The organism is Streptomyces griseorubiginosus, assembly GCF_017614965.1.
Classification (GTDB): domain Bacteria; phylum Actinomycetota; class Actinomycetes; order Streptomycetales; family Streptomycetaceae; genus Streptomyces; species Streptomyces griseorubiginosus_B.
In genome coordinates this window covers 1-4,686 of sequence record NZ_WVUG01000470.1, presented here as the reverse complement: position 1 = coordinate 4,686, position 4,686 = coordinate 1, and the positions used below count along the sequence as shown (strand labels likewise).

The 4,686-nt window shown below is 76.0% G+C and carries 5 protein-coding genes; 3 read left to right on the top strand and 2 right to left on the bottom strand.

All coding sequences use genetic code 11. The annotated features are described in order from the left end of the window. The first annotated feature begins 73 nt into the window (after positions 1 to 73). Positions 74 to 736 carry a response regulator transcription factor gene (locus GRC12_RS42045; protein ID WP_208785717.1) on the top strand — a complete coding sequence of 221 codons (663 nt, stop codon included), beginning with the start codon at positions 74 to 76 and terminating at the stop codon, positions 734 to 736. Positions 737 to 758: 22 nt separating this feature from the next. Here the strand turns inward: GRC12_RS42045 and GRC12_RS42040 are convergent, their stop codons facing one another. Further along, the gene (locus tag GRC12_RS42040) at positions 759 to 1,706 is read right to left on the bottom strand and encodes a lysylphosphatidylglycerol synthase transmembrane domain-containing protein (RefSeq protein WP_208785716.1); all 948 of its coding nucleotides are present in this window, start codon (positions 1,704 to 1,706) and stop codon (positions 759 to 761) included. Then, positions 1,703 to 3,211, bottom strand: coding sequence for a hypothetical protein (locus GRC12_RS42035; RefSeq protein ID WP_244374600.1), 1,509 nt, complete (start codon positions 3,209 to 3,211; stop codon positions 1,703 to 1,705). The genes GRC12_RS42040 and GRC12_RS42035 overlap by 4 nt, the downstream gene beginning before the upstream one ends. A gap of 139 nt (positions 3,212 to 3,350) precedes the next feature. Here GRC12_RS42035 and GRC12_RS42030 point away from each other — a divergent pair, with 139 nt between their 5' ends. Both GRC12_RS42030 and GRC12_RS42025 read left to right on the top strand, forming a co-directional pair. Continuing rightward, a complete protein-coding gene (locus GRC12_RS42030; protein ID WP_208785714.1) occupies positions 3,351 to 3,734 on the top strand; it encodes a BlaI/MecI/CopY family transcriptional regulator in 384 nt (127 codons plus the stop codon). Between the two features lie 39 nt (positions 3,735 to 3,773). Next, a complete protein-coding gene (locus GRC12_RS42025) occupies positions 3,774 to 4,661 on the top strand; it encodes a M48 family metalloprotease (protein WP_208785713.1) in 888 nt (295 codons plus the stop codon). Positions 4,662 to 4,686 lie beyond the last annotated feature (25 nt).

Below are 4,686 nucleotides of genomic sequence, written 5' to 3'. Positions count from 1 at the left end.
TCCCTCGCCTCCACCCGCACCCGACCGCCCACGGTCAGCCCCCGCGCCTGTCCCGAACCCCTGACGGAGGACCATGCCCCCCAAGATCCTGGTCGTCGAGGACGATCACGGCCTGCGTGACGTGCTGGTGCGTGGGCTGCGGGACGAAGGGTTCGCGCCCCTGCCCGCGGCCGACGGAGCGACCGCGTTGCGGCTGGCCGGGGCCGAGGTCGCCGCGGCCGTGCTGGACGTCGGGCTCCCGGACGCGGACGGGCGGGACGTCCGCCAGGCGCTGCGCGCCAACGGTTTCTCCTTCCCGGTCGTCTTCCTCACCGCACGCCACGGCCTGACCGACCGCCCGTCCGGCTTCTTCGCGGGTGGCGACGACTGTCTCCCCAAGCCCTTCCACCTCGCCGAACTGGCCGCCCGCCTGCGCTTCGCCCTCAGACGCGCCGTGCCCACGCCCCACGCCACGGCCGGGGACCTGGTACTGGACGCCGTACGGCACCGCCTGACCGTCCGCGGCACGGCGGCCGATCTCACGCCGACGGAGTTCCGGCTGCTGGCCACGCTCATGGCGACGCCCGGGGAGAACGTGAGCCGCCGGGACCTCGTCCGGGCCGCCTGGGCGGAAGGCGCCCAGGTCAGCGACAACACCCTCGACCAGTACCTGACCCGGCTGCGCCGCAAGCTGCGCGCGGCCGGCAGCGACCTGACCATTGCCACCACCCGCGGCATCGGCCACCGCCTGTCATGACCCTCCGGCTCCACCGCCGCCTCTACAGCGCCTTCGTGCGCACCAGCCCGGCGAGCACCAACAGCCCCGGCACCAGCGGAAGCCACACCGTGAGCAACCGGTAGCCGAGCACCGCGGACAGGCTCGCCCCGGCCGGAGCCCCGGCCGCCGTCAGCGTCCAGGCGAGCGCGGCGTCCAGCGACCCGAGCCCACCGGGCGTCGGCAGCAGTACGGCGGCACTGCTCGCGGCGAGATACGCGAGCGCGACCCGTCCCGCCGGCAGCGGCAGTTCCAGGGCCCGTACGACGGCGAGCACGATCCCCGTGTGGAGCACGGCGAAGGCCAGCGAACCGCCCCACAGGGCCGCCGCACGCGGCGCGCGTTCATGGACACCCCGCACATCGGCCACCGTGCACGCCAGCCACCGCCGCACCCGGGTCAGCCGAGCCGACGCCACGGCCGCGCAGCCGGCGGCGGCCGTCCCCACGAGGGCGAGCAGCAGTGTCGTCCCGTGCACCGACGGCAGCCGCAGCACCCCGGGACAGGCCACGGCGAGCACCGCGATCAGCACGCACCGCACGACCGCGCCCGCGGTGCCGCGGACCGCGAGGGCCGTCGCGGCCCGCCCCGGTGTCAGCCCGCAGCGCAGCAGAAACCGCAGATTGACGGCACCGGCCCCCAACCCGGCGGGCAGGACGTGGTTGGCCGCCGACGCCGCGAACTGCACGGCCACCAGCCGTCGCGCGGGCAACGCCTCCCGCACCGCGCCCTGTACCGTGAGCGCCGAGCACACCCAGGTCGGCACGGTGAGCACCGCGGCCAGCAGCAGCCACCCCCGGTCGGCGACGACCAGCCGGTCGGCACCGGCGTCCAGTACGGGCCAGTGCCGTACGGCGATCACCACGGCCCCCGCCAGCAGGCCGCCGGCCACCAGGGTCTGCCAGGGCACCCGCCGCCCCGCGTCCAGGGCGGCACCGGTCTGCGTGCTCATGCGCCCTGCCGTTCCCGCGGGGCGCCGGGCGCCACGTAGGCGTAGCCGTCCGACAGGCGGTGCAGTCGCCAGCCGTGGGCGTAGGACGGCAGGTGACCCGGGCTCGCCGCGAGGAGGGCGACCGGGATGCGGCGGGCGGTGCGCGTGAGGGCACCGGCCGTGGTGCCGGCGTCGTGACCGGCGGTGTACGCGGAGGCGCAGCCTGCCTGGAAGGCGATGGGTACGGAGTCGCCGCCGGTCAGCAGACAGGGCGGGGAGACGCCCAGGTGGCGCAGTTCCGTGGCGCTGCGGACCCAGGAGCGGTGGGCGGTCGTCGTACGGGACACCGCTCTGTCCACCACCGCCAGCTGCACGGCCACATGAGCGGCCAGTCCGACCGCCACCAGGGTCACGACCACCGGTCGCCACCGCCCCGCAGCGGCCGTGACCAGGAACCACAGTGCGTCGGCGACCGGGATCGCGAGCAGGGCGTACGCGGGAAGCAGGAAGCGGGGAGCCGCGTACCCGATGAGGAAGAGATACGGCACGGACGCGGTGACCGCGCAGGCGAGGGGCAGCGCGGTGACGGTCGTACGGCGGGCCCGTACCGCGATGACCAGCGCGGCCGCGGCGAGCAGCGGCAGGACGAACCACCAGGCGATCACCGGCGCGCTCGGCACGGCGCCGGTGCACGGACGGCACAGGGCGCGTCCGCCGAGACTGCGGAGCTGGTCGGTCACGGCGTTGTGCAGGCCCAGGCCGCCCTCGATGCGGGAACCGGCGCTCAGCCGGGCGCCCAGGCCGCCGTACCTGACGTACGCCTCGACGACCCATTCGAGCGCGCCCGCCGCCATGCCGCCGAGGAGGGCGAGCAGGAGGCGCGGGCGGCGGTCGCGGAGGGCCAGGGCAAGGAGGGGGAGGCTCGTCCAGACGGCGTCCGTGGGTCGCATCCAGGCCGTCAGCGCGGCCGCCGCGGCCAGGCCCCACAGGGGTGCACGCCGGGTGCGGTCGCGGCGGGCCCGAAGGAAGAAGCCCACGGCGGCCAGGGCGCCCACGGCCACCCAGTAGTTGGGCATGGCCTGGGGGCCGTAGAAGAGGGTGATCCAGAGGGTGGCGAAGAGGGCGCCGCCGGCCGCGAGGACGCGGGGCGGGAACAGGCCGAGCCAGGCCCGCAGGGCCCCGTACAGGCCGGCGCCCGCCAGTACGGCCAGGTACACCCGCAGCAACGGGGTCGACGACGACCAGAAGGCGACCGGGGCCACCAGCAGGGTGATGCCCCGGGCGCGCGGGGCACTGAAGAAGGCAGCCGGAGCGTGGCCGCTGACCTGGCTGACGTACACCGTCTCGTCCCAGCCGAGGCCCAGCCCGGGGCGCACGATCACGAGCTGGAGCAGGGCGAAGGCGCCCGCCACGGCCAGGAGCCGTCGCTCGCCCGTCCGGGGAGCCGGAGGTGACCCTGGGGGTGGGGCGGCACCGGGGGTCCGGGTGCGTGAAGGTGCGGCTGCGGCGTCGGAGGCCCTTGGCATCGTCCATTCCCTCCGGTCCCTACACGTTGTAGGGTTGGAGGTCACCCTACAGGCTGTAGGTCGGGGCGATGTCGGAGGCGGGTAAGGGGGAGGTGCGAGTCGATGACCGCCGAACCCTACGCGCCGTAAGGTGGTGGCCATGGCAGGCACGACTCCTCGCGGCAGAGCCGAGCGACGCAGCCCCGGTGAGCTGGAGAGCGAGGTCCTCGCCGCGCTGTGGGCGACCGACCGGCCCCTGACCCCGGCCGAGATCCAGGCCGAGCTGGACGGCGACCTCGCCTACAACACCGTGCACACCATCCTGCGGCGCCTGCACGACAAGGGCCTCGTCCTGCGGGACGCCGACGGGCGGCGCGGCGCGTACCGCCCGGCGAAGAACGCGGCCCAGATGACCGCCGAGGCCATGCACCAGGCCCTGGACCGGGGGCCCGACCCGATAGCCGCGCTGCAGCAGTTCGTCACCGGTCTGAGCCCGGAGGAGGAGACGGCCCTGCGCGAGCTGCTGGGTGAGGGCGGTGTCTGACGGCGCCGCCGCGGCTCGGCGGGGGACGGGAAGGACGAGATGAGGATCGACGTCTACACCCCGGTGCTGCTGTCCCTGCTGCTCGCCGCCGTCAGCCGCCCGGTCGCCCGGTCGCTGGCGCCCGCGCAGGCGGCCCGGGCCCTGACCGCGGCCGCCGTCCTCACCGCGGGCGCGACCACCTGGGCGCTGGGGCTGCTGACCGTCACGCTCGTCGGGCAGGCCCCGCCGGTCGTCGCCGACGCCCGCGAGGACGGCCGGGTGCTGCCGGAACCGGTCCCCGGGGCGGTCGCCGTCCTCGCGCTGGCGCTGCTCACGGTCGCCGTCTGCCGCGTGCTGCGCGCGGTCCGGGCCGAGCGGGCGACCCGGCGCACGCTGCGCCGTCTGTGCGAGGGGCATCCGCCGGGCACCGAACTGATCGTCGCCGCCTCACCGCGGCCGCAGGCCTTCGCCGTCCCCGGTACCCCGGGCCGGATCCTGGTCACCTCGGCGATGCTGGCCGCCCTGCGCCCCGCCGAACGCCGGGTCCTGCTCGCCCACGAGCGAGCCCATCTCGCTCACCGGCACGCCCTGCTGGTCCGTGCGGCCGGCCTCGCCGCGGCGGCGAACCCGCTGCTCGTGCCGGTCCGGACGAGCGTCGCCTACCTGGTGGAACGCTGGGCCGACGAACAGGCCGCCGGCGCGGTGGGCGACCGCGGCACCACGGCTCGCGCGCTGGCCCGCGCCGCCCTCGTCGCGCACGGCCAGGGCTGCGCCCTGCGCTTCACCGACCGCACCGTCACCCGCCGCATCGCCGCCCTACAGGCGACCCCGCCCCCGCACCTGCGCACCATCGCCGCGGCGATCCTCGCCCTGGGCGCCCTGCCACCCCTGTGCGCGGCGGACGCCACCGGGGACCTGCTGCGCTTGCTGGGCGGAGTGCTGAACTGAGTGGGGATTGTCCGCGGGCGCCTTC

What these genes read in the sequence shown, in the direction of transcription:
- GRC12_RS42045 (WP_208785717.1), top strand. Translation starts at nt 74, where the DNA reads ATGCCCCCCAAGATCCTGGTCGTCGAGGACGATCACGGCCTGCGTGAC.
- GRC12_RS42040 (WP_208785716.1), bottom strand. Translation starts at nt 1,706, where the DNA reads ATGAGCACGCAGACCGGTGCCGCCCTGGACGCGGGGCGGCGGGTGCCC.
- GRC12_RS42035 (WP_244374600.1), bottom strand. Translation starts at nt 3,211, where the DNA reads ATGCCAAGGGCCTCCGACGCCGCAGCCGCACCTTCACGCACCCGGACC.
- GRC12_RS42030 (WP_208785714.1), top strand. Translation starts at nt 3,351, where the DNA reads ATGGCAGGCACGACTCCTCGCGGCAGAGCCGAGCGACGCAGCCCCGGT.
- GRC12_RS42025 (WP_208785713.1), top strand. Translation starts at nt 3,774, where the DNA reads ATGAGGATCGACGTCTACACCCCGGTGCTGCTGTCCCTGCTGCTCGCC.